The 26,750-nt window shown below is 38.6% G+C and carries 32 protein-coding genes; 22 read left to right on the top strand and 10 right to left on the bottom strand.

Annotation, left to right across the window (positions count from 1 at the left end):
• Positions 1 to 105 precede the first annotated feature (105 nt).
• Positions 106 to 1,200 (top strand): MBL fold metallo-hydrolase, encoded by a 1,095-nt coding sequence (locus N0B48_RS09920; protein ID WP_259838628.1) that lies wholly within the window; start codon positions 106 to 108, stop codon positions 1,198 to 1,200.
• Between the two features lies 1 nt (position 1,201).
• Here N0B48_RS09920 and N0B48_RS09925 read toward each other — a convergent pair whose 3' ends face one another.
• Positions 1,202 to 1,489, bottom strand: coding sequence for a GNAT family N-acetyltransferase (locus tag N0B48_RS09925; RefSeq protein WP_259838629.1), 288 nt, complete (start codon positions 1,487 to 1,489; stop codon positions 1,202 to 1,204).
• Positions 1,490 to 1,890: 401 nt separating this feature from the next.
• Between N0B48_RS09925 and N0B48_RS09930 the strand changes: the two genes are divergently transcribed.
• The 4 genes from N0B48_RS09930 (at position 1,891) to N0B48_RS09945 (ending at position 5,473) form a co-directional block, all read left to right on the top strand.
• Positions 1,891 to 2,313 (top strand): hypothetical protein, encoded by a 423-nt coding sequence (locus N0B48_RS09930; protein WP_259838630.1) that lies wholly within the window; start codon positions 1,891 to 1,893, stop codon positions 2,311 to 2,313.
• Positions 2,314 to 2,414: 101 nt separating this feature from the next.
• On the top strand, positions 2,415 to 3,320 hold the full coding sequence (locus tag N0B48_RS09935; protein WP_259838631.1) for a helix-turn-helix domain-containing protein: 906 nt from the start codon (positions 2,415 to 2,417) through the stop codon (positions 3,318 to 3,320).
• 93 nt (positions 3,321 to 3,413) lie between these two features.
• A complete protein-coding gene (locus tag N0B48_RS09940; RefSeq protein ID WP_259838632.1) occupies positions 3,414 to 4,415 on the top strand; it encodes an aldo/keto reductase in 1,002 nt (333 codons plus the stop codon).
• Positions 4,416 to 4,480: 65 nt separating this feature from the next.
• Positions 4,481 to 5,473, top strand: a complete 993-nt coding sequence (locus N0B48_RS09945) for an MBL fold metallo-hydrolase (RefSeq protein WP_259838633.1) — start codon at positions 4,481 to 4,483, stop codon at positions 5,471 to 5,473.
• 312 nt (positions 5,474 to 5,785) lie between these two features.
• Here N0B48_RS09945 and N0B48_RS09950 read toward each other — a convergent pair whose 3' ends face one another.
• The 9 genes from N0B48_RS09950 to N0B48_RS09990 all read right to left on the bottom strand — a co-directional run bounded on the left by N0B48_RS09950 (position 5,786) and on the right by N0B48_RS09990 (position 15,486).
• The gene (locus N0B48_RS09950; protein ID WP_259838634.1) at positions 5,786 to 6,178 is read right to left on the bottom strand and encodes a DoxX family protein; all 393 of its coding nucleotides are present in this window, start codon (positions 6,176 to 6,178) and stop codon (positions 5,786 to 5,788) included.
• Positions 6,179 to 6,571: 393 nt separating this feature from the next.
• A complete protein-coding gene (locus tag N0B48_RS09955; protein WP_259838635.1) occupies positions 6,572 to 7,348 on the bottom strand; it encodes a DUF1223 domain-containing protein in 777 nt (258 codons plus the stop codon).
• A 118-nt stretch (positions 7,349 to 7,466) separates the two neighbouring features.
• Positions 7,467 to 8,228: a LytR/AlgR family response regulator transcription factor gene (locus N0B48_RS09960; RefSeq protein WP_259838636.1), complete on the bottom strand. Its 762-nt coding sequence runs from the start codon at positions 8,226 to 8,228 to the stop codon at positions 7,467 to 7,469.
• A complete protein-coding gene (locus N0B48_RS09965; protein WP_259838637.1) occupies positions 8,209 to 9,225 on the bottom strand; it encodes a sensor histidine kinase in 1,017 nt (338 codons plus the stop codon). Before N0B48_RS09965 ends, N0B48_RS09960 begins: the two co-directional genes overlap by 20 nt.
• A gap of 608 nt (positions 9,226 to 9,833) precedes the next feature.
• Positions 9,834 to 10,274 carry a cytochrome P460 family protein gene (locus tag N0B48_RS09970; RefSeq protein WP_259838639.1) on the bottom strand — a complete coding sequence of 147 codons (441 nt, stop codon included), beginning with the start codon at positions 10,272 to 10,274 and terminating at the stop codon, positions 9,834 to 9,836.
• On the bottom strand, positions 10,274 to 11,254 hold the full coding sequence (locus tag N0B48_RS09975; protein ID WP_259838641.1) for a heme-binding domain-containing protein: 981 nt from the start codon (positions 11,252 to 11,254) through the stop codon (positions 10,274 to 10,276). Before N0B48_RS09975 ends, N0B48_RS09970 begins: the two co-directional genes overlap by 1 nt.
• 327 nt (positions 11,255 to 11,581) lie before the next feature.
• Positions 11,582 to 13,801: an NADP-dependent isocitrate dehydrogenase gene (locus N0B48_RS09980; RefSeq protein ID WP_259838643.1), complete on the bottom strand. Its 2,220-nt coding sequence runs from the start codon at positions 13,799 to 13,801 to the stop codon at positions 11,582 to 11,584.
• A 107-nt stretch (positions 13,802 to 13,908) separates the two neighbouring features.
• Positions 13,909 to 15,021: a DUF8740 domain-containing protein gene (locus N0B48_RS09985; protein WP_259838644.1), complete on the bottom strand. Its 1,113-nt coding sequence runs from the start codon at positions 15,019 to 15,021 to the stop codon at positions 13,909 to 13,911.
• Positions 15,022 to 15,033: 12 nt separating this feature from the next.
• The gene (locus N0B48_RS09990) at positions 15,034 to 15,486 is read right to left on the bottom strand and encodes a T9SS type A sorting domain-containing protein (RefSeq protein ID WP_259838646.1); all 453 of its coding nucleotides are present in this window, start codon (positions 15,484 to 15,486) and stop codon (positions 15,034 to 15,036) included.
• A gap of 380 nt (positions 15,487 to 15,866) precedes the next feature.
• On the opposite strand from N0B48_RS09990, the gene tpx reads away from it, so the two are divergent.
• From tpx to N0B48_RS10075, 17 genes are all read left to right on the top strand, one after another.
• Positions 15,867 to 16,364 (top strand): thiol peroxidase, encoded by a 498-nt coding sequence (tpx, locus tag N0B48_RS09995; protein WP_259838648.1) that lies wholly within the window; start codon positions 15,867 to 15,869, stop codon positions 16,362 to 16,364.
• A gap of 90 nt (positions 16,365 to 16,454) precedes the next feature.
• Positions 16,455 to 16,802: a glyoxalase superfamily protein gene (locus N0B48_RS10000; RefSeq protein WP_259838650.1), complete on the top strand. Its 348-nt coding sequence runs from the start codon at positions 16,455 to 16,457 to the stop codon at positions 16,800 to 16,802.
• A gap of 53 nt (positions 16,803 to 16,855) precedes the next feature.
• On the top strand, positions 16,856 to 17,260 hold the full coding sequence (locus N0B48_RS10005; RefSeq protein WP_259838651.1) for a glyoxalase superfamily protein: 405 nt from the start codon (positions 16,856 to 16,858) through the stop codon (positions 17,258 to 17,260).
• 171 nt (positions 17,261 to 17,431) lie between these two features.
• Positions 17,432 to 18,643: a DUF763 domain-containing protein gene (locus N0B48_RS10010; protein ID WP_259838653.1), complete on the top strand. Its 1,212-nt coding sequence runs from the start codon at positions 17,432 to 17,434 to the stop codon at positions 18,641 to 18,643.
• A 194-nt stretch (positions 18,644 to 18,837) separates the two neighbouring features.
• Positions 18,838 to 19,428: a Crp/Fnr family transcriptional regulator gene (locus N0B48_RS10015; protein WP_259838654.1), complete on the top strand. Its 591-nt coding sequence runs from the start codon at positions 18,838 to 18,840 to the stop codon at positions 19,426 to 19,428.
• Between the two features lie 78 nt (positions 19,429 to 19,506).
• Entirely contained in the window at positions 19,507 to 19,920 is a 414-nt protein-coding gene (locus N0B48_RS10020) for a VOC family protein (protein WP_259838655.1), read from the top strand.
• A 46-nt stretch (positions 19,921 to 19,966) separates the two neighbouring features.
• The gene (locus N0B48_RS10025) at positions 19,967 to 20,428 is read left to right on the top strand and encodes a DinB family protein (protein ID WP_259838656.1); all 462 of its coding nucleotides are present in this window, start codon (positions 19,967 to 19,969) and stop codon (positions 20,426 to 20,428) included.
• A 47-nt stretch (positions 20,429 to 20,475) separates the two neighbouring features.
• A complete protein-coding gene (locus N0B48_RS10030; protein ID WP_259838658.1) occupies positions 20,476 to 20,916 on the top strand; it encodes an SRPBCC family protein in 441 nt (146 codons plus the stop codon).
• 20 nt (positions 20,917 to 20,936) lie between these two features.
• Positions 20,937 to 21,461 (top strand): DinB family protein, encoded by a 525-nt coding sequence (locus N0B48_RS10035; protein WP_259838659.1) that lies wholly within the window; start codon positions 20,937 to 20,939, stop codon positions 21,459 to 21,461.
• A 3-nt stretch (positions 21,462 to 21,464) separates the two neighbouring features.
• Positions 21,465 to 22,241, top strand: a complete 777-nt coding sequence (locus tag N0B48_RS10040) for an alpha/beta fold hydrolase (protein ID WP_259838660.1) — start codon at positions 21,465 to 21,467, stop codon at positions 22,239 to 22,241.
• Positions 22,242 to 22,513: 272 nt separating this feature from the next.
• Positions 22,514 to 22,945 carry a VOC family protein gene (locus N0B48_RS10045; protein ID WP_259838661.1) on the top strand — a complete coding sequence of 144 codons (432 nt, stop codon included), beginning with the start codon at positions 22,514 to 22,516 and terminating at the stop codon, positions 22,943 to 22,945.
• A 75-nt stretch (positions 22,946 to 23,020) separates the two neighbouring features.
• On the top strand, positions 23,021 to 23,434 hold the full coding sequence (locus N0B48_RS10050) for an SRPBCC family protein (protein ID WP_259838662.1): 414 nt from the start codon (positions 23,021 to 23,023) through the stop codon (positions 23,432 to 23,434).
• A 35-nt stretch (positions 23,435 to 23,469) separates the two neighbouring features.
• Positions 23,470 to 23,718, top strand: coding sequence for a helix-hairpin-helix domain-containing protein (locus tag N0B48_RS10055; RefSeq protein WP_259838663.1), 249 nt, complete (start codon positions 23,470 to 23,472; stop codon positions 23,716 to 23,718).
• An 83-nt stretch (positions 23,719 to 23,801) separates the two neighbouring features.
• Complete coding sequence (locus tag N0B48_RS10060; RefSeq protein WP_259838664.1) at positions 23,802 to 24,668, top strand: VOC family protein; 867 nt, start codon at positions 23,802 to 23,804, stop codon at positions 24,666 to 24,668.
• Between the two features lie 108 nt (positions 24,669 to 24,776).
• Positions 24,777 to 25,610, top strand: coding sequence for an SDR family oxidoreductase (locus N0B48_RS10065; protein WP_259838665.1), 834 nt, complete (start codon positions 24,777 to 24,779; stop codon positions 25,608 to 25,610).
• Positions 25,611 to 25,773: 163 nt separating this feature from the next.
• Positions 25,774 to 26,202: an SRPBCC family protein gene (locus tag N0B48_RS10070; protein WP_259838666.1), complete on the top strand. Its 429-nt coding sequence runs from the start codon at positions 25,774 to 25,776 to the stop codon at positions 26,200 to 26,202.
• A gap of 34 nt (positions 26,203 to 26,236) precedes the next feature.
• Entirely contained in the window at positions 26,237 to 26,680 is a 444-nt protein-coding gene (locus tag N0B48_RS10075; RefSeq protein WP_259838667.1) for an SRPBCC family protein, read from the top strand.
• Positions 26,681 to 26,750 lie beyond the last annotated feature (70 nt).

A 26,750-nucleotide genomic window follows, 5' to 3' on the forward strand; every position in this document is an offset into this window, starting at 1 on the left:
ATAAATAATAAATTATTCAGAAAGCTTTATAAATTAAGTTAAAAAACAACTGAATTTTCCATGTGAAACCAAAAGTCAATACCTTTGAGGCTTATTTCAATGCAGATGATATACCTGATTTTAACGGCCATTTTATTAGTAATAACTTATTTTGTGGTAATGAATCGCCCTGCTTTCGGAGCAGCTCCCAAAGGCAAAAGACTGGAACGTATAAAACAGTCAAAACTCTACAAAAACAGACAGTTCCGGAACATCAGTCATACGCCTTCCATTACTGAAGGATATAGCCCGATAAAAGTTACTTACGATTTTATTTTAGGCAAAAAAGATCCATTGCTGAAGCCTCTGAAAAATATCCCTGCCATTCATACAGATTTGAAAAATATTAGAAAAGATCAGGATGTTTTCATTTGGCTGGGACATTCGTCCTATTATCTGCAGACCGATGGTGTTTCTTTTCTGGTAGATCCTGTGCTGAGCCTGTACGGTTCACCATTCAAATATTTTAACAAGGCATTTAAAGGTTCGGATCTGTTTAAACCCGAAGATATCCCGGATCTGGACTATCTGGTTATCACGCATGATCATTTCGACCATTTGGATTATCCCACAGTGAAATCGATCAAAGACAGAACCGGTAAGGTTATTGTGCCACTAGGCGCCGGTGCTCACATTGAAAGATGGGGCTATGCAGAAAAAAATCTGATTGAAGAGGAGTGGGGTACGGAGGTACTTTTAAAAAATAATCTGAAAATTACTTTTACACCGGCAAGACATTTCTCAGGGCGGAAAATAAAACAAAACAATACTTTGTGGACTTCGTATGTTCTCGAAACTCCAACGAAAAAAATATTTTTAGGTGGTGACAGCGGGTACGATTCTCATTTTAAGACCATTGGTGAACAATTCGGACCTTTTGATTATGCTGTTCTTGAAAACGGGCAGTATGACGAAGCATGGCGGTATATCCATGCGTTGCCTGAAGACGTGATCCAGGCAGCCGTTGATCTTAAAGCCAAACATAGTATTCCTGTCCACTCATCGAAATTTGCGCTGGCTCTTCATCCATGGAATGAGCCGCTTCAGAAAGTGACAGGTTTAGGAAAAGAAAAGGGACTCAGCATCCTTACCCCAATGATCGGGGAAGTAGTGGATATGAAGCTTACCCACCATCAGTTCAGCAGCTGGTGGGAAGACTGATTCAGGCATGCCAGATATCTTTGTACCGGGCAGGATGATTTTCAAACTGCTGGCGTACAAAATCACATTCCGGATCTACCAGAAGATCTTTTTCCTCGGAGTAACGGACCAATTCGTCCAGAAGCATTTTGGCATATCCATGGCCTTCACGTTCTTCAATGATTTTTGTGTAATAAACGATCAGCAGTCTTCCGTCTATTTTTATCGACATGTATCCTACCTTTTCTCCGTCCAGCAACAGTTGCATTTCATCCTGATAAGGAGATATCTCAAACTTTATATTTTCCATAATCATTAAAATTTGATTAAGTTAAAATGACTTGCTTCACTGAATTGATAAAGCAATCTAACAGTCCCTCGACATTACAAACCTTGCGGATGCATACTTCTCACTCTTAAAATTACAAATTAAAATAATACAAAACGTGAGTTTTCAGGAAACTTAACGAAATTTTAGGAGAGTAAAGGAGTAGAAGGGTTTAAGTATAGTAGAGCTGTTGAGGGTTAGGATGTATGAAATCCTTATCTATTTGTGAACCTCTTATCGCTTATTATTGAGTCTTCTGATGTGTGTTTTAATTAATAATTGAGCATGTTTTTGTAGTTTTTAACAAAGATTGGGAAGATACATTGCAAACTTGGCATTTTAATTGACTATGCTAAAACAGTTAACCAAAAATAAGACTAAAGATGAAAAAAATAATAATAGCGTTAATGCTGGTAGGGACTTTCGGACTGAGCTATGCACAGTCAGATTATTATAACGATTACAGAAGAAGTATTACAGATGTTAACTGGCAGACCGTGGCAGCAGATCTTCTGCTTTCCGTAGCACAGACCAATCAGTTGAATGCTTTAAATGACAGATACCACGATTATAATTCGTGGAACAGAGCCTATGTAAGCCAGCCGGACAGATGGAGAGAAGACCGGTACTATGAAATTGAAAGAATACTTGGAAGGGAAAAATACACCAAGTTCAAAAAGAATTATTACAAAGGCCAGAATCCGGTAGCTGTTTATAACCGTAACAAAAATAACTACAAGAAAAGCAAGGTTAAAAAGAACAAAGTATACAAAACGGAGAAGAAAAACGGACATCATCATCACTAAATCAAGTTTAACTATACATACAATCTTAGATGGCTGGCATTTTGCCGGTCATTTTTTATTTTATCAATCATTAATTTGTTTGAATTTTATAACTTAGTGGTATGGAATCTAAAGAAACAATACAAGGATTTTATTTACGGAATGCATCTGTGGAGAGACCGGAAGCTGTTACAACTCCCGGGGTAGGGCATTTTAACGTATTTACACGTGAAAGCTGCTCACTGCTAACACCATACAGCAGGAGAGATTATTACAAAATATCACTTATTATCGGAAAGGGAAAGCTTCATTACGCAGACAAATGGATCTATGTAGACCGTCCGGCACTTTTGTTTTCCAATCCTGTGGTTCCTTACTCATGGGAAGCGGATGATGAAGATCAGACAGGATGGTTTTGTCTTTTTACCGATCAGTTTCTGCAAAACGGAACGCGTCTTGGAAACCTCCAGGATTCACAGCTTTTTAAAATTGGCGGAACTCCGATGTTCTTTGTTGATGAAGAGCAGCAGAAAACCATTTCAGACCTTTTTACCAAGATGATGACGGAGATCGAGTCCGAATATATGCACAAATATGATATGCTCCGTGCATGCCTCCATTTGATGATTCATGAAACCATGAAAATGCATCCTGCTGAGAACTTTGAGCCCTATCAGAACGCATCCCAGCGTGTTGCTTCGTTATTTATGGAACTGTTGGAAAGACAGTTTCCTATCGACAGTCCTGAAGCTTTTCTGAAACTGAAGACTCCCAATGATTATGCACAGAGTCTTTCCATTCACGTAAATTCGTTGAACCGTTCCGTGAAAGAAATGACAGGAAAGACCACCAGTCAGCAGATCGCCTCAAGGATTGTTCAGGAAGCTACCGCACTGCTGAAACATACCGACTGGAATATCTCTGAAATCGCCTACGGATTGGGGTTTGAAGAGCCTGCTTATTTTACCAATTTCTTTAAAAAACAAGCAGGAATGGCTCCTAATGCTATCAGAATCGCGGTTGTTTGAATTTTATAATTCTTAGTTTGAATTCTATACAATCCCGAGCTTATTCTTGTTCTAATTTTGTCTTATCAATTTAAATTAAAATCACAACCCATTATGAAATTCAGAAAATTAGGAAACACAGGAGAGCAGTTATCTGCAGTAGGTTTAGGATGTATGGGAATGAGCTTTGCTTATGGCCCGGCCGATGAGCAGGAAAGCATCAGTACATTGCACAAAGCTTTAGACTTAGGGGTAAATTTTTGGGATACGGCAGATATGTATGCCGCAGGAGAAAACGAGAAACTGATCTCAAAAGTTTTGGTTCCGAACCGCGACAAGATTTTTATCGCAACCAAATTCGGATTCAGATTTAAAGACGGAAAACCAAGCCACAGCGGCGCACCGGGAACTTATTTTGACGGTTCACCTGAGTGGATCAGACAAGCGGTTGATTTAAGTCTTCAGAGACTGAAAATTGACACGATTGATCTGTATTATGCCCACAGAGTAGACCCGAATATTCCCATAGAAGAAACGGTTGGAGCGATGGCGGAACTGGTGAAAGAAGGAAAAGTAAAATACCTTGGATTATCAGAAGCTTCTGCAGAATCGATCAGAAAAGCGAACAAAATTCACCCGATTACAGCTTTACAGTCGGAATATTCTATCCTTACCAAAGATGTAGAAAATGATATATTGCCAACCATCAGAGAACTTGGAATCACATTGGTGCCTTATTCTCCACTGGCGAGAGGTCTTTTCGCGAACATCAATGAAGTACAGAATTTCGGTGACGAAGATTTCAGAAAAACCCTGCCGCGTTATCAGGAAGAATATCTTGAAAACAACAGAAATTTGGCAAGGGAAATCAATGAATTTGCCGAGTCTAAAGGAGTAAAAGGAACCCAATTAGCCCTTGCATGGGTGTTGAATCAGGGAGAAGATATCATTCCGATTCCGGGAACTAAAAGAATCAAATATCTGGAAGAAAATATCGCTGCGGTGAATATAGATCTTTCAAAATCTGATCTGGAAACAATTGATTCGCTCCTTAAAAAATATCCTAACGTTGGTGAAAGATATACCGAAGGTTCTATGAAATTAGTCAATAACTAAAACATAATATTTCCGGATTGCTGAATAGTCAGCAATCCGGAATATTAATAATCACCCATTCAATCATGAACAGAAGAGAACTTTTAAGAAACGGACTCCTGGCCGGAGCATTAAGCTTTGTCCCTTTTTCTGATGTTTTTGCCGGCACACAGACGGTTTTACCCCATTCAGAAGATGACCTTTCAACATTTAAAAAGATTCAACTTGGAGAACTGGAGCTGTTTATTCTTACCGACGGATACATTCACGAAAAAAACGTTGATACATTTTCTCCGCGGGCAGATGTTCCTGAGTTAAAGAAGCTCCTTAGAGATCATTTCCGTCCCGATGATTATATTGATATGGCGATGAATCTGCTGCTTGTTAAAACAAAAAACAGACTGATTTTACTGGATGCCGGAATGGGGATTTTTGCCGATGAAAGAACCGGTTTCCTTTTAAAAAGTCTTCAGAAAGCAGGATTTTCACCTAAAGATATTACCGATGTTTTTATTTCCCACGCTCACCCGGATCACATCGGTGGAGTGGTGGATAAACAGAATAATCTGGTTTTCCCGAATGCAGACCTCTATATTTCAAAGATTGAGCATGATTTTTGGCTTCAGGCTTCCCTTAAAGATTTTAAAAACAGCTTTTTAAAGAACGAACCGGAATTCCTTAACCAGGTGATTCCACCTCTTCAGAATATCCTGAGAACAATTCGTCCAAAGCTGAAGTTTTACGATTTTAAAAAGCCTTTATATGATCATTTCAATTTTCAGCTGGCTCCGGGACATACGCCGGGACTTACCATCATGACGATTTCTTCAGGAAATGAAAAACTGATCTATATGGCAGATCTGATTCATTCTGATGTCATTCTTTTCCCACATCCCGAATGGGGTTTTTCAGGAGATACCGATCTGGATATTGCTACCGAATCCCGTAAGAAACTTCTTCAGCAGCTGGCGGAAACAAGGATTAAAGCATTTGCTTATCATCTTCCATGGCCGGGACTTGGTTTTACAAAGAAAAAAGATACAGCCTATGAATGGATTCCGGAGAGTTTTATGAATTAGCGGAATTAAGGAGTATCAATACGCATAACTTAAATTTTCTACGACATCATTTAAAAATAAATCCTCTCATTTCCGGGAGGATTTATTGATTGAAAATTCCCCAACCAAAGCAACGTAAAGTAGAAAATGAATAAGGCATACAGTCACCTGATTTGGGGAACACAAATATTTTTTCTATAACTCTGAAATAATCATTGATAAGTTGAATGCCTGACAAATTTTAGCATTTTTTGAATTATTAAAAAACAGATGATGTGTGAGATTCTGAATTTCTAACTTATCAATTGATCAGTTTAAAGGGGGGGACTTCTGCTAAGCTTCTCCAAATACAAGTTCTGGAGTATACAGTTTTCTGAACATCACGTATGTCACAGAAAGTACTGTAAAAGCGATAATTGCATCTAATGTTGCTGTGAAACCAAGCACGGCAATTTTTGAAAAGAAGGCAAAGATGATATCAAAAAACATTCCTGCAAATACCCATTCTTTCAGTCTTAATAAACGATTGGGCAGAAGGAGTACCAGAACTCCCGATAATTTAAAGACACCAAGAATATAGATGAAATGGGCCGGATAGCCAAGTTGTTGGGTAATGTCCCATACCACAGGGTTTTTGGTAAGTTCAAAAAAGCCACTGGCACCGAACCATAATGACATGAAAATGACACCTGACCAATAAATGATTTTTGTTGTTTTTGTTTTCATTGTTTTATTATTTTAAGTTTTGTTGGGTTTTCTAATACCTTGAAATATTTTTATTTTGATATAGCCTTGCGTCTTAGCGTTTCTCAACACGTATTTTATACTTGTTGGATAGTGATTTTGGTTTGTCACAAAGGCGCAATTTTTTTCAAACTACATGTTGTAAGGCGCAAAGACTTTATCTTCGATAAAATTGATTGTGTTATAATGATTGATTTTCAGTATTTAGTCCTTGCTGAAAATTTTTAATTTTCTAGCGCCGTAAAATCTTCACATTTAAATAGAGCTTAGCGCCTTTGCAATTCTCCAACAATTATTTATACTCGTTGGATGATGATTTCGAATGATCAAAAGACAAAGGCTTTATGTGATTTGTACATTAATTTCCAACCTATTTTACTGGATGATAGTCTTGGATGCTCCAGCAATAGTTCCGGTTTTCGGATTTTGAATAAACCCAATGATTTCCCAGTTATCAGGAGAGAAATTCTCTGGAAGTGTGAAATTTACAGCTCCTTCCGGATGATCTTTCAGTGAGATTTGTTCTTGTTTATGCACGATCTGCCAGTGCTGCAGACGATGTCCTTCATTTTCTCCGCCATTCACCTGAGTGAGTGATTTCTTTTCAATCAGATTGATCAGTAATTGATTTTGAGAATCCGTTTCAGTTGTTTTAAAACTGACGGTGATTGCTTTTTGTGAAGAAGCTGCGGAAAGGTTTATAAAAGCATTTTTAGAATCAGGGATAGCCTTTTGAATCGCGTTTTCTATAGCATTTCTGTCAGAACCTACAAACTCTGTTTTTCCATTCACAACCAATTGAGGCGTATAAGTTTGTGATTTCAGAAGACGGCTGTATGTTTGCTGCCGTTGTGAATTTTCAGCACTGCTGAACCTGTCTTTCCATCCCAGACGGTTCCAGTAGTCTACGTGATAAGAGAGAATGTAAACAGGTTGGTCTTTGTATTCTTTCTGGATCTGTCCCATCAGTTCATCTGCAGGAGGACAGCTTGAACAGCCCTCAGAAGTAAAAAGTTCCAAAACTGCGAAACCATTATTTTCAGAGGAAATGTCTTTAGAGATTGTTTTAATTTCGTCTTTCTGTATGAATGCAGAAGCGGCGAACATGAAGGCGGTAAAAGCACTTACACTTAAGAGGTTTTTAAGAATCATTTCTTTTAATTTTGATTCAAAAGTAGCTACTCAGGAAGCGCGAAAGAATACAAAAAAGGGTCAGCCGGACAAATTGAAAGGCGAACCCGGAAAATAATCAGGTCTAAAATTTAAGAAGTTAACGGTCTTCCAGCCAAGTGAAGAAACTGTGGGTTTTTTCTTTGTTGATCAGGAGTTTTTCAGGAGTTTCAATGACCAGTTTAACCAAAATTTTACGCTGAAAGTAATGCTCCATTTCCTTGATCGCTTTGAAATTGACCAGATACTGTCGGTTGATTCTGAAAAACTGTTTCCCGGAAACCTGCTCCGCAACCTGTCCAAGCGGTTGAGAAAGCTGAAATTGTTCCTTATCAAAAGTAACCAGATGCGTGATCTCATTATGGATATAGAAATACGCAACACTTTCGGTGGCAATGGTCGTGTATTTTTGATTTTTAAAAACTAGAAAGCTCGTTTTCCCTGCCGGCTGAGTGATTCTCTGCAGCAGCGATTCAATATCGGGAAGTTCATTCTTTTGGAAGAATTTCCGAAGCTCATCAACTTTTTTCAAAGCTTCTGAAATATCATCACGGGAAAACGGTTTCAGAACATAATCTACTCCCTTGCTTTTGAATGCATCCAGCATATACTGATCAAAAGCAGTACAGAAAATGATTGGGCAGGTAATGTCCACCGCTTTGAAGATCTCAAATGAAAGACCGTCTGACAACTGGATATCCATAAAAATAAGATCCGGCTTGATGTCTTGTGATAGAGCTTCAACACTGGCCTCAATACTGTCATAAACCCCCAGGATCTTAGACTCCGGTTTTAAGTCTAAAATAAGGTTCTGAAGAGACTTTGCCGCTCTAAATTCGTCTTCAATGATGATGATATTCATGGATCAAGGGTAGTTTTATTTGAAAAGTTTTTTCGTCTGAATAAATTTCGATTTCCTGCTCCAGCAGATGTCTGAAACGCATTTTAATATTATCCAGGCCAACGCCAAGGGAATCTTCTGTCGCGATTTTTCGCTGAATCGGGTTTTCAATAATGATTCTGTCTTCCGAACTGTAGATACTGATGTGCAGCGGTTTGCTTTGCGATACAATATTGTGCTTGATACAGTTTTCTACCAGAAGCTGCATGGTAAAAGGAGGAATAAGGGTTTTAAGATCTTCCTGCTTAAGTTCGTTGGTAAATGTAATTCCTTCACCAAAACGTGCTTTCTGGAGAAAAAGATAAGCTTCAATAATGTTCATTTCTTCTTGAACTGAAATAAGGTCTAATTTCCTGCTTTCCAACGTGAATCTGTAAAAATCAGAAAGTTTAATGATAAAATCAACCGTTTCTGAGTCGTTCGTTTCTGCCATTGACTTTAAAGTATTCAGGCTGTTGAAAAGGAAGTGAGGATTGACCTGTTGTTTTAATAATTCATATTGTGCACCCAGATTATCGCTTTTTACTTTTTCCAGTTCTAACTGTATTTGCTGTCCTGCATAGTTATTCTGAAGCAGCGTTAAGAACATATAACACACCAAATTAATCAGAATTCCTCTGACTTCTACCATCAGCATCACCGGACCGAAATTGATATGTGATAAAATAAGCTGCTGGATCCAGGCCAGTCCAAACATGATCACCATTCCGAATGCTAAGACCGTTAATAATCTGGAATACGAAATATCCTGTCTCCGCTTTCCTGCACTGCGGTTTAAAAGATAAATATTGAGGTACCACATGATCACAGAAAACGCCGCAGTTATCGCTGAATTCACAGCTGCTTCTTTCCAGTTGAATGCATGGGAAGCCAGCTGTGGTACGGAAGATAAAACCCCAAGAAAAAGGGAACTTATCCAAATGATGGCCGGTGAAATTTTTACTTTTTGCTGCTGCATGGGAACAGATATTTTGAGAAGTGAAATTAGGTTTTTTTATTTGTAAAAAGAAGAGAGAGTGAATACTTATAGTCAATGGTGAATAGTCAATTCGCTTCGCTTGTGAATTTTTATTGTGAAAATTGACGATTGACTTTCGTTAGCAAAATTGACCATTCACAGACCTTCATTGTCAATAGTCAATGGTGAATTCGCTTTGCTTGTGAATTTTTACTGTGAAGATTGACAATTGACTTGCTTTAGCAAAATTGACCATTCACAGACCTTCATTATCACTAGTCAATTCGCTTCGCTTGTGAATTTTTATTGTGAAAATTGATGATTGACTTTGCGTCAGCAAAAATTGACCATTCACAAACCTTCATTATCACTAGTCAATTCGCTTCGCTTGTGAATTTTTATTGTGAAAATTGACGATTGACTTTGCGTCAGCAAAATTGACCATTCACAAACCTTCATTGTCAATAGTCAATGGTGAATTCGCTTTGCTTGTGAATTTTTTTACTGTATAAATTGACGATTGACTTTGCGTTAGCAAAAATTGACCATTCACAAATTACCAATTCACAAAAAACATTTGAAGCCGAGTACTCAACTTCAAATGTTTTCTAAGGTCTTACAACAGGCCTGTAACTCAAAATGTACTGTATCCGCCCGTCTTTGTTGGGCTGAACATTTTCAGTTCCGGAAGTATTTTGCATTTTGTAGGAAACATTTCCGTTATTATCGGACTTAACGGTTTCAATACTTAGTAACTCACCAGTAATGGTTCCTCCAATGTATTGCGGATTATCATGGTACTTCCAGGTGACCAATTTTATCACAGAACCTTTTTTTAATTGATTATTTTCACCTGATAAAGAGGCTAAAGCTTCCGGGTTTCCGTACAGTGCGGATGAAGTTTCCTTTTTTGTATTTAATGAAGTGGAAATGAACTTCAGATCTCCCGGATCAAAAACAATGCGTTTTAAATCTTTATCAGGTTCATCAATTTTACAGGCCGTAAACAACGTGCAGATGGACAGGGTGATGAATAGTATTTTTTTCATTATTTCTCAAGGTTTTTAATTAATCTTTCGGTATTGATTTTCATCGGAACATCAAATAAATATCCCGTTTTTTCGGCTAACTGACGGTGACAGGCGATACAGGATTCTTTCGCGAATGAGGCTGTTTTTCCTGTTGGATGAAGATCATTTCCTGAAAACTTTGCAAAGCCCCAGCCTTTTGTATCTGTGTATTTCTTAGCGTCTTTGACCATAAACTGAGCATTGACAAATTCGCCGGCTGTCACTTCTCCGTCTGCGAAATTTTCCTGCTTCCATACGGATTTTACAACGATGCTTCCGTCTGGCCACGGATGAAAATTTTCTGTTTCAATGGCTTTTACCGCAATCTCATTTCCATAAATAACCCTGATAGAATGATCGAAAAGTGTACTCATACTGATGACCTTCCAGTTTTTAAATGCATCTGTATATTGTACTCCATTGGGAGAAACCGGAAACTTCGCGGGAGTTGAGTTATGATGGATTTCAACACTCCGGTGCGGATCTTTTTCCTGTTTTGCAGAAGTGAGACCTGATAATGAAAGGGTATACTTTCTAATGGTTTCAATCTCTTTTTTCGTGATTTTAGCTGACGGATGAAGCAATGTATACTCATGAAGCGGCATTTTTCCGCTTTGCATCATGTTTAAAATTGCATACATTTTTCCCTGATGTTCCCCGGCAGAATAATTCCATTCCGAAAAGTTTAACACCTCCTGGGCTCTCTTTATATCCTTATTGACAGCCCAGGATACAGGGGCAATTTTGTCATACCAGCTCAATTTCTGTTCATTGGAGTGACAATTAAAACACGAATTTTCCAGAATAGCAAGAACCTCACGCGGAGCCTCTATTTTTTTGGCAACAGGTTTTCCTTCCAAAGGTTTGTTGAAAAGCTGTAAAACGGTAAAAGCGGCCATAACTGCCAAAAATATAATGGCTATGGGCTTTACTGTTCTTTTTTTCTTTACTGAGTCCATATGATATCATTTTTTTATGGCTCAAAAGTAGAGGCTTCAGTAAGGTCCTGAAATTTGAAATGGGGTGAACCGGACAAAATGGTGGGCGAAGGGGACAAGTTGTAGGTGTGAGGGATTAGAGATTAGAGATTAGGGTGTACCTTAATCAGTATTTGTCTAAAAATTCAATAGGAACGGGCTTTAGCCCGTTTTCAAAAATGAAAAATTCTATTGGCTTCAGCCAAAACCTAAAACTCAACGGTAAAATAATCTTATCCTCAATCTCAACCTTAAAACAAAAAAAAGCCCCTTTAAAAAAGGAGCTTTCATTTGTATCAGAACGGGAAATTAAATTCCGTCAATAATTTCATTTAACACTGTGCTTGGTCTCATCGCTGCATACGTTTTGTATGTGTCAGTTTTGTAATAACCGTCAATGTTTTGCGGCTTACCTTGAGCACTTATTAATTCTGCGTTGATTACTTCTTCACTTTCCTGCAGTGCAGCAGCAACCGGAGCGAAATGAGCAGCTAATTCAGCATCTGCAGTCTGATTAGCCAAAGCTTCTGCCCAGTACATCGCTAAATAGAAGTGAGAACCTCTGTTGTCGATCTGACCTACTTTTCTTGCAGGAGATTTATCGGTAGCTAAGAATTTCGCATTAGCTTCATCCAAAGTATCTGCTAAAACCTGAGATTTAGTATTTCCCTGTGTTTGAGCTAAATGCTCTAAAGAAGCCTGAAGCGCTAAGAATTCACCCAGAGAATCCCATCTTAAATAACCTTCTTCCAGGAATTGCTCAACGTGTTTTGGAGCAGAACCTCCGGCACCTGTTTCGAATAAACCACCTCCGTTCATCAATGGAACGATAGAAAGCATTTTTGCAGAAGTACCCAGTTCAAGAATTGGGAAAAGGTCAGTTAAATAGTCTCTCAATACGTTTCCTGAAACAGAGATGGTGTCTTTTCCTTCTCTTGCTCTTTTCAGCGTTTCAGTCATTGCATCTTTTACATCAAGAATTCTGATGTCAAGACCTGTTGTATCGTGATCCTTAAGATATTTTTCTACTTTTTTGATGATTTCTCTGTCATGTGCTCTTCCTTTGTCTAACCAGAAGATCGCAGGCGTATCAGAAAGTCTTGATCTGTTTACAGCCAGTTTTACCCAGTCTTGGATAGGAGCATCTTTAGTCTGACACATTCTGAAGATATCACCTGTTTCTACTTTTTGAGAAAGAAGGATGTTTCCTGTTTCGTCCTGAACTTCAATAGTTCCTTCAGCAGAAGCCTGGAACGTTTTGTCGTGAGAACCGTATTCTTCAGCTTTTTGGGCCATTAAACCTACGTTTGGAACAGAACCCATTGTAGTAGGATCCAGTTTTCCATGAGCTTTCATATCATCAATTACTGACTGGTAGAAACCTGCATAAGAACGGTCCGGAATGATACAAACGGTATCTTCTTCGTTTCCGTCTTTGTTCCACATTTTACCGCCACCTCTTACCAATGCAGCCATAGATGCATCAACGATGATGTCAGAAGGAACGTGGAAATTGGTAATTCCTTTGTCAGAATTTACCATAGCCACTCTTGGTCCGTTTGCTAAAGCAGCTTCAATATCAGCTTTGATATCAGCTTCCTGAGCGTTTCCTTTGATTTTTTCAAAAAGATCGGCAAGACCGTTATTTGGATTAACATCTAAAGACTTAAATGTCTCAGCGTATTTTGCAAATACCTCTTTAAAGAAAGTTTCTACGATAGCCCCGAAAATAATTGGGTCAGAGATTTTCATCATCGTAGCCTTAAGGTGGGCAGAAAGAAGGACATTTTTGTTTTTAGCCTCATCGATAGCCTGCTGAACAAATGCTTTCAGTGAGTTTAAATTCATGACAGAAGAATCGATCACTTCTCCGGCCTGAAGACCTGCGAAATCTTTTAACAGCGTTTCAGCACCGTCATTTCCTTTGAAGACAATTTTGAATTTAGCTGCATTTTCTAGGGTAGTTGAATTTTCAGTTCCGTAGAAATCTCCTCCTTCCATGTGAGCAACATCTGTTTTGCTGTCAGAAGCCCAGTTACCCATTCTGTGAGGGTTGGCTTTTGCATAGTTTTTAACCGCTTTTGGAGCACGTCTGTCAGAATTTCCTTCTCTTAACACAGGGTTTACAGCACTTCCTAAAACTTTGGCATATTTAGCTTTGATTGCTTTTTCTTCGTCATTTTTAGGCTCAGCAGGATAATTTGGAACTGCAAAACCTTTAGACTGTAATTCAGCGATAGCTTCATCCAACTGTGGAGCAGAAGCTGAAATATTAGGTAACTTGATAATGTTGGCATCAGGTTGAGTGGCCAATTGACCTAATTCAGCCAATGCATCACCGATCCTCTGGTCATCTTTCAAAAATTCAGGAAAGTTCGCTAAGATTCTTCCGGCTAAAGAAATATCCGGAACTGCGATTTCAATATTTGCTGATTTTGTAAAAGCTTTCACAATCGGTAAAAATGAGTGTGTAGCCAGCATCGGAGCCTCATCCGTTAATGTGTAATAGATTTTTGATTTGTCTGACATTATACTGTTATTTATTATTTGACTTTTTAAGAATCACAAATTTACTAAATATGATTGTTTTATGAATGTATTTTACATAAAAAAAGAGGCCCGAGCCTCTTTAAATTTTAGATTTGAACAATTGTATAGGTTCCTGTCCCGTTAAAATTGAGACTGAATTCAAGTTTATAGTTTTTAGGAGTAGAAGAAAGATTTGGAAAAGTAATGGAAGAACCTTCGATATCGAAAGAACCATCATGTAAATTATCTCCTAAATCCTCAGGAATCGGACCTTCTGTTGCGAGTTGTATATAGAAAGATCCACCGCTGCTGGTTGTAACTCCATTAATAGTTATCGTAAACTTCCCTGTAGAAGTACTGTAGGCTACGGAAGTCGTAGGCTGTGTACCACCATCTATCGCAGTGAATTTGATTTTTGGAGTAAAATTAGAGAAATTAACTCTTGTGCCTGCCATATAACTGTCCACTAATACCTGGTAATATCCATTGGAAGAAACATTGTAATTGCTTCCATCGGCAACGACTGATCCGGAAGAATCTGAACCATAAGTTTGTGCACCGTTACTTGGCGAAGCTAAAAATTTTATCTGAGTATTCGCCTGTAAGTATTTATAACCAATTTTTGGAACACCATTACCTCTCAATAATTCAGCTGTAGAATTATTGAAAGAATTGTATGATCCGTACATGTATAGATTTGACGGTAAATTATTAGATGGATTAGAAGTGGTCGGTAAGCTTAATGTACCTGCATCGTTTACCCCCAAAGTATAAGAAGTCCCATTCGGAGAAACAAGCGTAAGGCCTTGTCCTGCACCTGTAACAACTGTTTTACTCACTTGCGCATAAGGAACACTCATCAGCTGATTAACCCCTACATTGGTATAGTTTGAACCTCCCTGAGGGTCCATTTCCACTTTTACGAATTTAGTATTGGTTCCCCAGTTAATTCCTGAAAAATTTCCTGTAGAAGGCGTTCCCTGACCGATATTAAGATTAACCAATCCTTTTGAATTAGTCGTTTTGGTATGCGTTTCAGTATATAAAACATTTCCTGTAGCCGTATTTTCCAGAATACTTACTTTTAAAGAGATATTTCCGTTGGCAATAGGCGCTCCCGAAGCATTGAAAGCAATCGTCTGGTAGCTGAAAGCTTGCGGAACCTGTGCACTTACAAGTGTTGCAAGAAATAATCCTATAGTAGCGTAAAGTTTTTTCATGTTGATGAGTTTTTAAGGTTTTTTGATAATTTTAATAGGTTTTAGATCAGGATTTTTAAAAGAGATCATATAAATCCCGGAATTAAGACTGCGCAGATCAAGTTTTCCACTGTCAATTTTTGCTTTCAAAACAAGTCTTCCTGCGGTGTCATACACTTCAGCTTCCTCAATTTTTGAATTGGATTTAAGAGTGATGTGAACAAAATCAGCAGTAGGATTGGGGTAGATCTTAACGTTGTCTTTTTCAAGTTCTTTAACGCCTAAAACCTGTAATACGGATTGGTAGAACATTCCCAGTGTTCCTGAATTAGCCTGATCAGGATCTGCAGGAATTACATAAATTTCCCCTACAGAATGTATGAAACCGGCATCAGAAACTGCCCCGGAATTGATGTTTCCGATCACAGACTGGGCGAAACCAAAGACCGGTACTCCGAAGAGCAGGAAAGTAATTTTTTTTCGCATGGTTATTATTTTTTTGGATTGCGAATATAACTAAAATTTGAATTAAAAAATCACTACAGGTTGATAAGTCTTTTTATTTTCATTTTAAGTTGTGTTTGGGTTGAGGAAATTAAGATATGAGGTTGGGAGTTACGGGGTACGGGTTTGAGCGTCTTAGAGTTTCGGGATATACGGTTTGGTGGGTATGATTGTAAAAAGTAGTTGCTGTTCGAACCACGAGATTCGAAACTTTATTACAAAACGTCTCATGTCTGAAATCTGGTATAGGAAGTCTGTCATCTTGATTCAGGCTTCCAACTTACTTTAAGAATTATTTAACCTTTATTTATCCTCAGAAATTTTCTATTTTGAGTAAATTTGAAAAACTTAAAAAATAATTTATGTCAAATATTACATTAAAAGGAAACGCAGTAAGCACAATAGGTAATTTACCATCAGTAGGAACTACGATTAAAGATTTTGCTTTGGTAGATTCAGGTTTAAATGTGAAAACACTTGAAAGCTTTGGAGGGAAGAAAAAAGTATTCAATATTTTCCCAAGTATCGATACACCTACTTGTGCGTCTTCTGCAAGAAAATTTAATGAAGAAGCTTCAAGCCTGGATAATACAGTAGTGATCAACGTTTCTAAAGATCTACCTTTTGCACTGGGAAGGTTCTGTGCGGCAGAAGGATTAAACAATGTAGAAACGCTTTCAGACTTCAGAAGCAGCTTTGGGGATGATAATCAATTGACTATCGCAGATTCTCCATTGAAAGGACTTTTAAGTCGTGCGGTAATCGTAACGGATGCTGATAATAAAGTAGTGTACACAGAGCAGGTATCTGAAATTGCAGATGAGCCTAATTACGAGGCAGCTCTTTCTGCTTTAAAATAAGATCTGAAAATAAAATTTAATAAAAGCCTTGTTGAGATTTTGTTTCGCAGGGCTTTTTTTGGCAGTAATAATTTCTAAATCCGGTTTACAATGATAAAAAGAATTGTCGCCAATATAAAGACTGAAGACCTGTCCAAAGCAGACCTGTTTTATAATGAAATTCTAGGTCTTGATATTCTGATGGATCACGGCTGGATCAAAACCTTTGGAAACCATGAAGAAGCCAGAGTTCAGGTGAGTTTTGCCACTCAGGGAGGAAATGATACAGAAGTCCCGTTACTTTCAATTGAGGTAGACAATGTAGATGAATTATACAACAAAGTAAAGCAGGCAGGCTTTGAAATTACCTACGGAATCACCGATGAAGACTGGGGCGTCCGGAGATTTTATGTAAAAGACCCGTTTGGGAATTTAATTAATGTACTTTCCCATCAGTAATTAATTTTGCAACAAGCAACAAGCAACAAGCAACAAGCAACAAGCAACAAGCAATGAAAGCAGAAAAAATTATTCCAATTCTCAGAATTTTTGATTACAAAAAAACGATAGAGTTTTACATAGACTGGCTCGGTTTTGAGATCGTCTGGGAACATCATTTTGAGGAAAACGCGCCTGTTTATATGGAAGTGAAAAAAGGAAATATTATTCTCCATTTAAGCGAGCACCACGGCGATGGAACTCCGGGAAGCAGAGTGTTTATCTGGGGCGAAGGTGTGGCCGACTACCATAAAGAACTGATTGATAAAAACTACAAATACAACCGTCCCGGACTGGAAAAAGCCTTTTACGAAGCAGTATCCTTTACCGTTGATGATCCTTTCGGAAACAAATTGATCTTCAATGAAGAATTTGATGAAGAGAAACATAAAGACCTTGAATTCTGTTCTATCCATTAATGGGTACAATTAAAAAGGACCTTGAAAGATTCAATAGGAACGGACTTTAGTCCGTTCAATGAAAAACAATTTTCAAAAGGCTTTAGCCAAAACCTATTTGTAACCAAAACAAATGATTCAAATCATCAAAAAAAAAACTCTACTATAATTACCTTTACCCTTTAAAATACTATGAAACGTTCAGGAACCGCAGATCTGCCTTTACACTATGGAAAAGTACCGCCATGGCTGTATGAGCGTATGTCTGCACTCGGATTTTCCATCATTGAAGTTATTCTGATGGATTACGGCAAAGATGAGGTGCTCCGAAGACTCGCAGACCCTTTCTGGTTTCAGAGTTTTGGAGCGGTCATGGGAATGGACTGGCATTCTTCAGGAATTACTACTTCCGTTATGGGGGCTTTGAAACGTTCCATTAATCCCAATTCACAGTCGCTGGGGCTTTATATCTGCGGCGGAAAAGGAAAATTTTCAAGAGAAACGCCTTCAGAACTCCTTCAGATTGCGGATAAAACCGGACTGAATGGTCATGAACTGGTGAGAGCCAGCAAACTTTCTGCAAAAGTAGACAATACAGCGATTCAGGATGGCTACCAACTCTATCTGCACAATTTTATACTGGCTGATACTGGCAGCTGGAGCGTGGTACAGCAAGGAATGCATGAGTCAGACGGTACGGCAAGAAGGTATCATTGGCATTCCGGCAATATCAAATCATTTATAGAAGAGCCTCATACAGGAATTAATGGCGTTTCCAGAGGGAAAATCCTCAACCTTACCGATGCTGAAGCGTCGGGAAACAGAAAGGGAATTCTGGATATTTCTCATACCGATTCCATAGATGTCATGAAAGATTTTTCAAGACTGATACTTCCTGCGCATCATGAAGTTCAGGCTTCTGATGTTGATTTAAAACGTCTCGGAGCTCTTTTGTACTTAACCCGCGAACAGCAGCCACAGAATTTCGAAGATCTTCTCATGTTGGAAGGTGTAGGACCAAGAACGATGCAGTCACTGGCATTGGTAAGTGAAGTAATTCACGGTGCTCCCTCAAGATTTGCAGATCCTGCCAGATTTTCCTTCGCCCATGGAGGGAAAGACGGACATCCTTTTCCGGTTCCGACTAAAACCTATGATGAAAGCATCAGCATTCTCAGAAAAGGAATTGAAAAATCCAAACTCGGAAACTCTGACAAGCTGAATACCTTAAATAAACTCCATCAGATCGTAGCCGCCACAGAAAAATATTTTACCCCCGATTTCGACATCCAGCAGGTGATAGAAGAAGAAAGGCAAAATTCATGGCGCTTCGGAGGAAAAACGGTTTTTGGAGACGCAGAACCCCCTAAAAAACCCAAACCGATTCAGCTTTCTTTATTCTGATATAGAGAAAAAATTTTTTGAGGTTTTGAAAGATGATTGAAAATCTGTTTAATTATTTAGAAAGAATAAAAACAATTAGTAATAATACAGTTAAATGGAGCTTTTTCTATGGACTTCATTAATTTGTTTAATTTTTTTTGTTCCGGAATCAATTAAAAATGATACTTTTAAAGCCTTAAAAATGCACCAATTCAATGACCAGCAAAGCCCTAGAAATCTGTTACGATTTCCCGTTCTTTTTTCAGGAAGAGCTTGATGAAATATTTCAGGCCCACGAAAAAGTCTCATTCCAAAAGGGAGATATTATTCTTGAAGAAGGAAAAACAGCCAATGAATACTATATTCTTGAAAAAGGTCTGGCCCGTTCTTATGTCAATGATTTTAATGGAAATGAAGTAACCACGCATTTTTTTGCGGATAACGAGATCATTATTGAAGTGCTGTCGCTTTTCCAGAGAATTCCTTCACAGGAAAATATTGCATGCATCACAGACTGCGAATGCTGGCGGTTTGATTACGAAACCTTTCAGGAACTTTTTCATAAAATACCGAATCTCAGAGAATGGGGAAGATCGTGGATGTCGAAAGAACTTTTCGCGTACAAACAGCGTTCCGTTGAAATGTTTACCCTGTCTGCCACCAGACGTTATCTTAATCTTTTAGAACAGAAATCACAGGTGGTGCAGTTTGCTCCGCTTAAGCAGATTGCTTCCTATCTCGGCGTTACAGACACTTCTTTGAGTCGTATTCGTAAGGAAATCGTCTCTCATCCAAAGAAAAATTAAATCTTGTCCTATGGCAAGTTGATTTTCATGAAGGCTTGGTAATTTTGGTTTACAGATTAACACCAAATAATTACAATTATGAAAGCCAATCAAATTTATGTCAACCTTCCGGTAAAAGATGTTCAGAAAACAAAAGCATTCTGGACCCAACTCGGATTTGCAATCAACGAACAATTTTCAGATGACAAAGCGACGTGTGTTGTGATCAAAGAAGACAACATCTACGTCATGTTCCTGACCGAAGAATATTTCATGACTTTTTCTGAAAGACCCGTTCCGAAAGGCGATACCACTCAGGTGCTCGTTGCCATTGGTCTGAGCAGCCGTGAAGAAGTTGATCAGGTGGTGAATACCGCTTTGGAAAATGGAGCTTCACAACATGAAGAACCTCAGGATTACGGATGGATGTATCAGAATTCTTTCTGGGACTTAGACGGACATGGCTGGAATATCACATTTGCTGATATGTCTCAAATGCCCGCTGAATTTTAAAAATTTCCACAATCTGCAAATCTGCAGAAAATAAAAACTTACCGCTATGGAAACCCAATCAAACGACATTGAAATCGTAAAAGTTCAGGTATTCAGTAACTACAAAGTAATTTCAATGAATATCGACGGCATTACCCACGAAGAATCCATGATTTTTCCGAATGGGGAGGCGAATTGTATGAACTGGATCCTTGGACATTTAATTTACATCAGAAATGCTTTTTTAAATGTTCTGGCAGAAGAATCAATCTGGGACGGTGAAAAATTTTCATGTTACGAGAGAGGTGCACTTCCGCTCGAAAGAAAAGACGAGCTGGTCACCTTTGAAGAGCTGAAATCTCATCTGCAGCAATCTCAGGATAAGCTGGAAGCAAAACTCATCAGCATTGAAAGTTTCGCTCCTGAAACAATCAATGATATTGCGATCCTTTGTCTTCACGAACTCTATCACAGTGGGCAATTAGGCTATCTCAGAAGAATTCTCGGAAAACCCGGAGTAATAAAATAATACGGCAAAATTCGCACGCGAAAATAAAAATCCAAAAACAAACGACTATGGAAAATTCCTTTTCAATCCTGCATAACGTGGATGTAGATGCGACCCTTGAAAATGTATTCCAGATGGTTTCCGTTCCCGAGTTTCTCAATGAGTGGTGGACGCATTATTGTGAGGGCAGTCCTGAACCCGATTCAGAATATACTTTTGAATTTTCTAAGACAGATATCCTGAAGGGAAAAGTTTCAAAGTTCAGCCCACCTTATGAGATTGAATTTTTAATAACGGACGGGGATAAAGATTGGGTTGGAACCAGAGTTGGATTTGTTTTAAAAGAAACAGGAAATAGCACAAGGATAAGCTTTTATCACACCGACTGGAAAGTTATCAATGACCATTTCCGCCAAAGCTCATTCTGCTGGGCAACCTACTTAAGAATTTTAAGAAAATTTGTAGAAGAGGGGCTTCATGTTCCTTACGCAGAAAGATATCATTTTTAAAACAACTAAAAATCAAGAAAATGGACACACCGAAATCAAAAAAAATGGAAATTATTATTCCGGCCTACCGAATGCACACCCAAAGCTTTCTCAATGTTTTGGATGGTATTTCGGAAGAAGACGGATTGAAAAGAATTGAAGGAAAAACTAATCATATAGTATGGATGGCAGGAAACTTTGTGAACATGCGCTATAGCCTGGGATGGGTTTTAGGACTCAGGGATGAAGATCCGTACAGTGATCTTTTCTTTCAGGGAAAAGCCTTGAATGAGAGTAATAAATACCCGACTTTAGACGAACTGGAGAAAAATTTCCATGACATTTCTCCAAAAATATTCCAAAAGCTGTTAGAAGTGACAGATGAAGAATTGGATGAAATTTTCGAGATGGGAATGAATATTCCTTTTATCCGTGAAACCAAACTCAATTTCGTAGGAATGTGCATTGGCCGCGAAGACTATTTATGCGGACAGATCGGTCTGATGAGGAAAATCCTTGACTATCCGGGAATGACCTATGATGTGGACGAAAATATAAAATATTAATCAATGGAACCCAAAGAAAAAGGCTACAAGCAGGTCAATGGGATCCGGATGTATTATGAAATCTATGGTTCCGGACAACCTCTGGTTCTGATTCATGGTGGTGGTTCCTCAATTCTGTTTGATTTTAAAGAGATAATTTCCCGGTTTGAAGATCAGTTTCAATTGATCGGAATTGATCTTCAGAACCATGGAATGACCGATCATCGCGATATTCCTGAAACCTTTGAACAGGATGCCCATGATATCGCTGCTCTTTTAAAAGAACTTCATATCGAAAAAGCTTTTTTCTGGGGATTCAGTAACGGCGGAAATACAGTGATGCAGGTTGCTCATCTTTACCCTGAAATAGCCGAAAAACTGATCATCGCTTCTGCATTTTTCAAAAGAAACGGAATGATGGACGGCTTTTTCGAAAGCATGGCAGAAGCTACTCTGGAATCAATGCCGGAACCTCTTAAAATCAATTTTCTGAATCTGAATCCTGATTTTTCAAAATTGGAAAACCTGTTCGATAAAGACAGCAAAAGGATGCAGACTTTTGAAGACTGGGATGAGAAAATTTTAACATCCATTGATGCTCTTGCATTATTGATCAGCGGGGACAAAGACGTTATGAAACCAGAACATGTGGTGGAAATGTGGCGACTGATCCCGGATTCGCAGCTGATGATCCTGCCGGCAACCCACGGTTCCTACATGATGGCTGATTTCGAAGGAAATACAGACGATCATTTAATAAACTTTACAGTAAGCGAGGTGGTGAAATTTTTAAAACAATAACGAAATAACTATTGAAGAAACGCAAGGACGCAAGGCTTGACAGACCTGAAAACATTTATTAAGGCACAAGAAAATCGAAGATTTTCAGCAAGGATTATGATGAGATTGCTTCGTCGCTGTGCTCTTCGCAATGACAGTGGTATTCAAATTTTATTGGAGATAAAATCCTCGCGGCTTAAAGCATTCGAATCAGGAAAAAATCTTGCGCCTTTGCGATAATCCAACCCTACAAAATCAACATTAATTAACAATAATTTTAAAAACAAGAAATCATGGCTAAATTAAATCCATACCTAAATTTTGACGGAAAAGCAGAAGAAGCTTTCACATTTTACAAATCTGTTTTCGGAGGAGAATTCCTTGGCGAAATCCATAAAATGGGTAACGCTCCGGGAACTGAAAATTTATCTGAAGAAGAAAAAAACAGGGTCATGCATGTCGCACTTCCCATCGGGAAAGACCTTCTGATGGCTTCGGATATTGTTCCAAGCTTCGGACAGACCCTTAACGTAGGAAATAATAATTACGTTTCAATTTTTCCGGAATCAAAAGACGAAGCAGACAGACTTTTCAAAGGACTTTCTGACGGCGGAAATGTAGAAATGCCGATTGAAGACCAGTTTTGGGGAGACTATTTCGGAAGTTTCCAGGACAAATATGGAGTTCATTGGATGGTGAACTATAATGAAGAATATGCAAAATAGTCTTATATTTAACTAAATTTATGGAGGGCAGTTCACCCGGACTGCCTTTTTATTTCAACATTAAAAAGTAGATTTATGGATCCTATTAAGATAGATATCACGATTTTAGCCCCTGTGGAAAAGGTTTGGAATTATTTCAACGAACCGAAACACATTACGAAATGGAATTTTGCCCACGAAAGCTGGGAATGTCCAAGCGCAGAAAACGATTTGAGAGTGGGAGGAAAAATTAAAGCAAGAATGGAAGCGAAAGACAAAAGCTTCGGTTTTGATTTTGAGGGAATCTATGATGAGGTGATTCCGAATGCCGTTATTAAATACCATCTGGAAGACGGAAGAAAGGTAGAAGTTCTGTTTGACAAAATAGACGAAAATACCACAACGGTTGTCCAGATTTTCGATCCTGAAAAACAAAATTCTGTGGAAATGCAGCGAGACGGCTGGTATGCAATTCTCAACAATTTTCACAAGTACGTAGAAAACCACTAAAATACGCATCTGCAGTCATGATCAATCTCTTAATAATGGCAAAATGTTTAAGCTCTATCTGCGCTGTCAACCATTTTGCTAAAAGTAATAATTTCCTGAATGGCGTTATTGCAGTACCGGCGAGAAGGTCTTTGGAAAAAGAGAAAATAGACTCTTTTGAAAAGCTTTCGGACTATTCTGAAGAAGAGATCATGCAGCTTCATGGTTTCGGAAAGAATGCCATGGAGAAACTTAAAAATCATATGAGGGAACATCAGGTTTCTTTCAAAAACCAATACCTGTAATTACCGGATGCTTTCGTTATTGCGGGCTCAATTAGCCGGCAGTGACTGATAAAACTATATATTTCAACCCTAAATTTAATACGATGAATAACGATATTTTCCCATGCCTTTGGTTTGATGAAGAATCAAAAGAGGCAGCAGAATTCTATTGTCAGTTATTTGACGGAAAGATCACTGCAGATACTCCTGTGGTCATGAATATTGATCTGTTCGGGCAAAAACTGATGCTTCTGAACGGTGGACCTCATTTTTCAAAGAATCCCTCCGTTTCCTTTATGGTGATCTGCGAAACTGAAGATGAGGTTCAGAAATACTGGGACCAGCTGATGGATGGAGGAATGGCCCTTATGGCGCTGGATTCCTATTCCTGGAGCAAAAAATATGGTTGGGTACAGGACAAATACGGCGTTACGTGGCAGCTGTTTTTAGGAGACAAACCGGAATCACAGAAAATAGTTCCAACCATGATGTTTATTCATCAGAACAATGGAAAAGCCAGAGAAGCCATGGCGTTTTATACCAAAACTTTCCCGAATTCAAGCATTGGAAATATCCTGAAATATGGCGACGGCGGAGAAGGACATCTTATCACCGAACCTTCTGAGAATGTACAGCATGCTCAATTTACGATTGACGGCTATAGTTTCTTTTGTATGGATAATTCTTACGATCATCAATTTGATTTCAATGAAGGAATTTCTATCGTTATCATGACTGATGACCAGCAGGAGACCGATCATCTTTGGAATACACTTATTTCGGAAGGTGGAAGAGAAAGCATGTGTGGCTGGCTCAAAGACCGATACGGACTGAGCTGGCAGATCGTTCCGAAAAGACTGATCGAACTCATGAACGATTCGGATCAGTTAAAAGCCCAAAAAGTAGTTCAGGCGATGATGAAAATGCAGAAAATCGTTGTAAAAGAGCTTGAGGAAGCTTATCATTCTTAAGATACATGGGTTAAAAGGTGGAAAACAAATTTGTCTTTTAGCCCATTTGCTATTTTAGGTTTCAGTTTTCGGCTTGCTGTTTGATGGAGTTTAGATAAAGATTTGCTTATGAAAACACAGAACAAGTCACAATCTAAATCCAAAGTTCCTAAAGAGGGACTCTTTCCGGAGATTATCCGTAACGATTATCAGGGAAGCCGGAAACTCAAAGGAAAAAAGGCGGTCATCTCAGGCGGTGACAGCGGAATAGGGCAGGCGGTAGCCGTTCATTTTGCGAGAGAGGGAGCCGATGTTGCCGTCATTTACAAAGAAAGCGATAAAGATGCTAAAGAAACCAAAAAACTGGTGGAGAAGGAAGGTCAGAAATGTATTTTGATTAAAGGAGATCTGACCAAAAAAGCATTCAGGACAAGATGTTTTGAAAAAATAAAAAAAGACTGGAAGAATCTGGATATTCTGGTTAACAATGCGGGAATTCATACTTCAAAGAACAGCCTTGAAAGGATCTCCGATGCGCAGATTCAGGAAACTTTTAATACCAATATCATTTCCATGATTTCCTTCACAAGAAATTTTCTGCCTTTGATGGGAGAAGGAGGCCGGATTATCTGTACCACATCAGTCACGGCGTACCGGGGAAGTGATCATCTGATTGATTATGCGGCAACGAAAGGAGCTATTTTATCCTTTATCCGCTCTCTGTCAGCCAATCTTGCCGAAAAGAAAATATTAGTCAATGGAATTGCTCCCGGACCTATCTGGACGCCCCTTGTAAAAGAAGCTTTTGACAATCTTTCAACATTTGGAAAAGATACACCCCTGAAACGGGCGGGACAACCTTCAGAAGTCGCTCCGGCATATGTTTTTCTTGCCTCCAGAGATGCAGATTACATTACGGGAGAAGTCATTCATATCAATGGGGGAGATTTCGTTGGAGGGTAGAATCAGAAGTTAGAAGCTAGAGCTTAGAAATTAGAAACTGGAAGTTATAACAACTAATAGTAGTATTTTTAACATCTGACATCTGACATCTGACATCTAACGTCTGGTATCTTGGCTCTTGGCTCTATCCCTACTACTTTATAACATCTAAATAAAAAAAACAATGCAAAAAATATTTTTTGAAATCCAGATCGATGCGCCCACTGAAAAAGTATGGGATGTGCTTTGGAGTGATATCACCTACAGACAATGGACAACGGCTTTTACAGAAGGTTCTTTTTATCAGGGAACATTTGAAGAGGGAAGCATCATGAAATTTTTTGATCCCAAAAATAACGGAATGTACAGCCGTGTTGAAAAAAATATCCCCCACAAAGAATTGAAGCTTCTGCACCTCGGTGAAATTTATGACGGTGTAGAAACACCGCAGGATTGGGGTGAAGCTACTGAAGCTTATATTTTGGAAGAAACAGAAACGGGTACCATTTTGAAAATTGAAATTCAGACCCCTGAGGAGTTTAAAACGTTTTTTGAGGAGAAATTCCCGATTGCTTTGGGAATTGTGAAAAATCTTTCAGAAAACCAGCTATAAAACCACACATTATACCAATCAAAAAAATAAAAATATGGAAACCTTATCTTACGAAATTGTCATCAACGCCCCATTAAAGAAAGTATGGGATGTTCTCTGGACTCCCGAAACCTATACCGAATGGACTCAGTTTTTCGGTGCAGGATCTGTAATGAAATCCGACTGGAAAGTGGGTGGAAAAACCTATTTTGTGAATGCAGAAGGGGCAGGAATGGTATCAACGATTGACAGTCTGGATGAACCCAATCAGATCATTTTTAAACATCTGGGAATGGTAGATAAAGAAGGCAACGAGGACATACACAGCAAAGAAGTAATGGAATGGAGTGGTGCTTTCGAAAAATACATTCTCATTGATTTTGATGGGAAAACCAAGCTTCATACCGAAGTTCAGGTCGACAAAGAATGGAAAGAGCATCTGGATACGGGATTTATAAAAGGCTTGGAAGTAGTGAAAAATCTTGCCGAAAATAAATAATCCGTATATTACTTTAACAAAAACTAACCTTATAGATTTCATAAATCTATAAGGTTTTATATTGATATTA

It is taken from the genome of Chryseobacterium herbae, from assembly GCF_025154075.1.
In the GTDB taxonomy this organism is placed as follows: Bacteria; Bacteroidota; Bacteroidia; order Flavobacteriales; family Weeksellaceae; genus Chryseobacterium; species Chryseobacterium herbae.

Excerpts from the sequence above, each read along its gene's own strand:
- N0B48_RS09920 (WP_259838628.1), top strand. The coding sequence starts at position 106 with ATGATATACCTGATTTTAACGGCCATTTTATTAGTAATAACTTATTTT.
- N0B48_RS09925 (WP_259838629.1), bottom strand. The coding sequence starts at position 1,489 with ATGGAAAATATAAAGTTTGAGATATCTCCTTATCAGGATGAAATGCAA.
- N0B48_RS09930 (WP_259838630.1), top strand. The coding sequence starts at position 1,891 with ATGAAAAAAATAATAATAGCGTTAATGCTGGTAGGGACTTTCGGACTG.
- N0B48_RS09935 (WP_259838631.1), top strand. The coding sequence starts at position 2,415 with ATGGAATCTAAAGAAACAATACAAGGATTTTATTTACGGAATGCATCT.
- N0B48_RS09940 (WP_259838632.1), top strand. The coding sequence starts at position 3,414 with ATGAAATTCAGAAAATTAGGAAACACAGGAGAGCAGTTATCTGCAGTA.
- N0B48_RS09945 (WP_259838633.1), top strand. The coding sequence starts at position 4,481 with ATGAACAGAAGAGAACTTTTAAGAAACGGACTCCTGGCCGGAGCATTA.
- N0B48_RS09950 (WP_259838634.1), bottom strand. The coding sequence starts at position 6,178 with ATGAAAACAAAAACAACAAAAATCATTTATTGGTCAGGTGTCATTTTC.
- N0B48_RS09955 (WP_259838635.1), bottom strand. The coding sequence starts at position 7,348 with ATGATTCTTAAAAACCTCTTAAGTGTAAGTGCTTTTACCGCCTTCATG.
- N0B48_RS09960 (WP_259838636.1), bottom strand. The coding sequence starts at position 8,228 with ATGAATATCATCATCATTGAAGACGAATTTAGAGCGGCAAAGTCTCTT.
- N0B48_RS09965 (WP_259838637.1), bottom strand. The coding sequence starts at position 9,225 with ATGCAGCAGCAAAAAGTAAAAATTTCACCGGCCATCATTTGGATAAGT.
- N0B48_RS09970 (WP_259838639.1), bottom strand. The coding sequence starts at position 10,274 with ATGAAAAAAATACTATTCATCACCCTGTCCATCTGCACGTTGTTTACG.
- N0B48_RS09975 (WP_259838641.1), bottom strand. The coding sequence starts at position 11,254 with ATGGACTCAGTAAAGAAAAAAAGAACAGTAAAGCCCATAGCCATTATA.
- N0B48_RS09980 (WP_259838643.1), bottom strand. The coding sequence starts at position 13,801 with ATGTCAGACAAATCAAAAATCTATTACACATTAACGGATGAGGCTCCG.
- N0B48_RS09985 (WP_259838644.1), bottom strand. The coding sequence starts at position 15,021 with ATGAAAAAACTTTACGCTACTATAGGATTATTTCTTGCAACACTTGTA.
- N0B48_RS09990 (WP_259838646.1), bottom strand. The coding sequence starts at position 15,486 with ATGCGAAAAAAAATTACTTTCCTGCTCTTCGGAGTACCGGTCTTTGGT.
- tpx (WP_259838648.1), top strand. The coding sequence starts at position 15,867 with ATGTCAAATATTACATTAAAAGGAAACGCAGTAAGCACAATAGGTAAT.
- N0B48_RS10000 (WP_259838650.1), top strand. The coding sequence starts at position 16,455 with ATGATAAAAAGAATTGTCGCCAATATAAAGACTGAAGACCTGTCCAAA.
- N0B48_RS10005 (WP_259838651.1), top strand. The coding sequence starts at position 16,856 with ATGAAAGCAGAAAAAATTATTCCAATTCTCAGAATTTTTGATTACAAA.
- N0B48_RS10010 (WP_259838653.1), top strand. The coding sequence starts at position 17,432 with ATGAAACGTTCAGGAACCGCAGATCTGCCTTTACACTATGGAAAAGTA.
- N0B48_RS10015 (WP_259838654.1), top strand. The coding sequence starts at position 18,838 with ATGACCAGCAAAGCCCTAGAAATCTGTTACGATTTCCCGTTCTTTTTT.
- N0B48_RS10020 (WP_259838655.1), top strand. The coding sequence starts at position 19,507 with ATGAAAGCCAATCAAATTTATGTCAACCTTCCGGTAAAAGATGTTCAG.
- N0B48_RS10025 (WP_259838656.1), top strand. The coding sequence starts at position 19,967 with ATGGAAACCCAATCAAACGACATTGAAATCGTAAAAGTTCAGGTATTC.
- N0B48_RS10030 (WP_259838658.1), top strand. The coding sequence starts at position 20,476 with ATGGAAAATTCCTTTTCAATCCTGCATAACGTGGATGTAGATGCGACC.
- N0B48_RS10035 (WP_259838659.1), top strand. The coding sequence starts at position 20,937 with ATGGACACACCGAAATCAAAAAAAATGGAAATTATTATTCCGGCCTAC.
- N0B48_RS10040 (WP_259838660.1), top strand. The coding sequence starts at position 21,465 with ATGGAACCCAAAGAAAAAGGCTACAAGCAGGTCAATGGGATCCGGATG.
- N0B48_RS10045 (WP_259838661.1), top strand. The coding sequence starts at position 22,514 with ATGGCTAAATTAAATCCATACCTAAATTTTGACGGAAAAGCAGAAGAA.
- N0B48_RS10050 (WP_259838662.1), top strand. The coding sequence starts at position 23,021 with ATGGATCCTATTAAGATAGATATCACGATTTTAGCCCCTGTGGAAAAG.
- N0B48_RS10055 (WP_259838663.1), top strand. The coding sequence starts at position 23,470 with ATGGCAAAATGTTTAAGCTCTATCTGCGCTGTCAACCATTTTGCTAAA.
- N0B48_RS10060 (WP_259838664.1), top strand. The coding sequence starts at position 23,802 with ATGAATAACGATATTTTCCCATGCCTTTGGTTTGATGAAGAATCAAAA.
- N0B48_RS10065 (WP_259838665.1), top strand. The coding sequence starts at position 24,777 with ATGAAAACACAGAACAAGTCACAATCTAAATCCAAAGTTCCTAAAGAG.
- N0B48_RS10070 (WP_259838666.1), top strand. The coding sequence starts at position 25,774 with ATGCAAAAAATATTTTTTGAAATCCAGATCGATGCGCCCACTGAAAAA.
- N0B48_RS10075 (WP_259838667.1), top strand. The coding sequence starts at position 26,237 with ATGGAAACCTTATCTTACGAAATTGTCATCAACGCCCCATTAAAGAAA.